The sequence below is a fragment of the Methanobrevibacter sp. UBA188 genome, assembly GCF_905234905.1.
Classification (GTDB): Archaea; Methanobacteriota; Methanobacteria; order Methanobacteriales; family Methanobacteriaceae; genus Methanocatella.
On record NZ_CAJOJM010000101.1, the window covers coordinates 1 to 2230 of the forward strand.

Here is a 2230-nt window from a genome sequence, read left to right on the forward strand (position 1 = left end):
TTACAATGGAAAATTTGTAGTTTCATTTGTATTTCACGGGTGTTTATTTAATGTTTCTTGTTGTTTTTTAAACGTAGTTGATTTTTGTGGGCGATATTACTTTTCAAATGCTCTCTGGGTATCTTTATATATTAATGGGGCATAAATTGTACTATTATGTGAAGATGGGTTAATAGTGTGGTGTTTTATGTTATGGTGGATGTTAAAAAGGGAATGAAGGTTAAGATTTATCCTACTCAGGAGCAGAAGGATTGTTTTCATAGGAATTTTGGTTGCTGTCGCAAGGCCCATAATGTCGTTCTTGACAAATACAATAAAATGCACAGTAAAGATTCCAACCTAAGACCCACATTTACTTTCTTAAATAAACTACTAAATGAAGCCAAGAAGGAATTTCCTTATTTGGAGGATGTAGAATCAACAAGTCTCCAACAGGAAATAAGAGACTTGGCCACATCATTCGATAATTTCTTTAAAAATCCATCACACTTCAATAAACCCCATTTTCACAAAAAGAAAACAAGTAAACTATCATTCAGACAAACAATAAGACAAGACATTAGAATCATCCAAAAAAATAAAATGATTCTGAGAAAATATGGCAAAGTAAAATTCCACACAAGCCAAGAATACTTCCAAATACTAAACGACAAAAATACAAAATTCAACAATGTAACAATCTCCTTTGATGGAATAGACTACTTTGCAACATTCAACATTGATTTTGCTGAAGAAGAATGGGAACTAACAGGTAAAAATGTAGGTTGTGATATTAATTCAAATGTAAACGGCTGGCTGGTCACAAGCGATGAGGAAAAGGAATACTTTGACATTGACCATGAAAACCAAATGGTCAAATTAATCAACCGGATAATGGCCAAATGCACAAATGGAAGCAAAAAATGGAAAAAACAGAAAATCAGACTATTAAAATGGTATCATCAACGATCCAATAAACTTGACGACTATATAGAGAAACTTTCAACAGAAATGGTCAAAAAATATGATACCATAGTATTTGAGAAAAATTACTCAAAAATTAAAATATTGATTGGTGGCGAGCAAAACATGGTGTTTCCACTCACAAAATTCATAACTAAACTACAAGACAAATTTGCTAGGCACAAACCTCAAGCAGAAGGCGTAGTATTTGTAGATGCAAAATATACCAGTAAAAAATGTCATTTTTGCGGAAACATCAACCATGAATTAGATGTGAAAACTCGAAAATGGAAATGTCCAAACTGCGGTAAAATACTAGACCGTGACATTAACGCCGCCATTAATATTTTGAACCGGTGGGACTACGGGGATAGCCTAGGTGCGACGAGATAGAGCCTGTAATTTGTTATACAATTAATAATTGTATTGTTAGTGCAATTCGAGAGAATTGATAACGTTGTTGTGCATGTTATTCTCACCTGAAACTGCGTCACTGGTAACGGTGGGGTGGGTTGCATGATGGTTAAAGCCTAATCATTGTTATAACTTCCCATAACATGAGGGCGAGAGAAAGATTAGTATTGGTTAACGAAAGTGAATTCCTGATTAAAAGCATCGTGATCCCCAGCAATGGGTAGGAAGTTTAGAAGAGCCATTGTATTACTGAATTTTGGTCATACATAAGTTTAGGCGTATGTATATAGGTCACAACCCAATAATATTCAGTCGGTGTATTTGGAAAACCTAACCTAATCGTATCTAACAACTGGTTAACTCGGTAAGCCCAAATTTGTCCACCTACAAAGGTGGTAGGATGACCGTGAGGAAATCTGATGTTCTTATTTGGGTATGGGATGCTAAAGAAAGCAAATGCCCACTTAATCGAAAGATAGCAGGAAACTGACAAATATAATAACTGTGTGGGATAAGCAGACTTTTAGCAGGTGTATGTTTGCTTTATTTAAAACGGCAGATATCTTTAAATGTGAAATACTATGATATGAGAGTGTGATTTTGGCAATGAAAACTGGATATAATTTAAATATATTACAGTCTGTGGAACCAGACAAAGAAATACTTGATAAAGAATGGAAGTCCTTAAAATGGAATTCAATCAAGTATAGCATATTTAAGATACAAAAACGGATATTTAAAGCAGAGAAAGAAGGAGACTATAGAAAAGTTAATAGATTATGCAGGCTATTGCTTAATGATAAAAGGAGTTTGTTATATAGTATTTATGTCGTTACAAAGAAGAATGATGGTAAAAGAACAAGTGGTATGGATG

Annotated in this window: 2 protein-coding genes; both read left to right on the forward strand. The window is 34.0% G+C overall.

All coding sequences use genetic code 11. The features are described 5' to 3' along the window. Positions 1 to 192 precede the first annotated feature (192 nt). Positions 193 to 1335 (forward strand): RNA-guided endonuclease TnpB family protein, encoded by a 1143-nt coding sequence (locus QZ143_RS09780; protein ID WP_292883731.1) that lies wholly within the window; start codon positions 193 to 195, stop codon positions 1333 to 1335. 627 nt (positions 1336 to 1962) lie between these two features. Continuing rightward, the coding region (locus QZ143_RS09785; RefSeq protein ID WP_292883734.1) for a reverse transcriptase N-terminal domain-containing protein at positions 1963 to 2230 on the forward strand (268 nt) is incomplete at its 3' end.

What these genes read in the sequence shown, in the direction of transcription:
- QZ143_RS09780 (WP_292883731.1), top strand. Translation starts at nt 193, where the DNA reads ATGGTGGATGTTAAAAAGGGAATGAAGGTTAAGATTTATCCTACTCAG.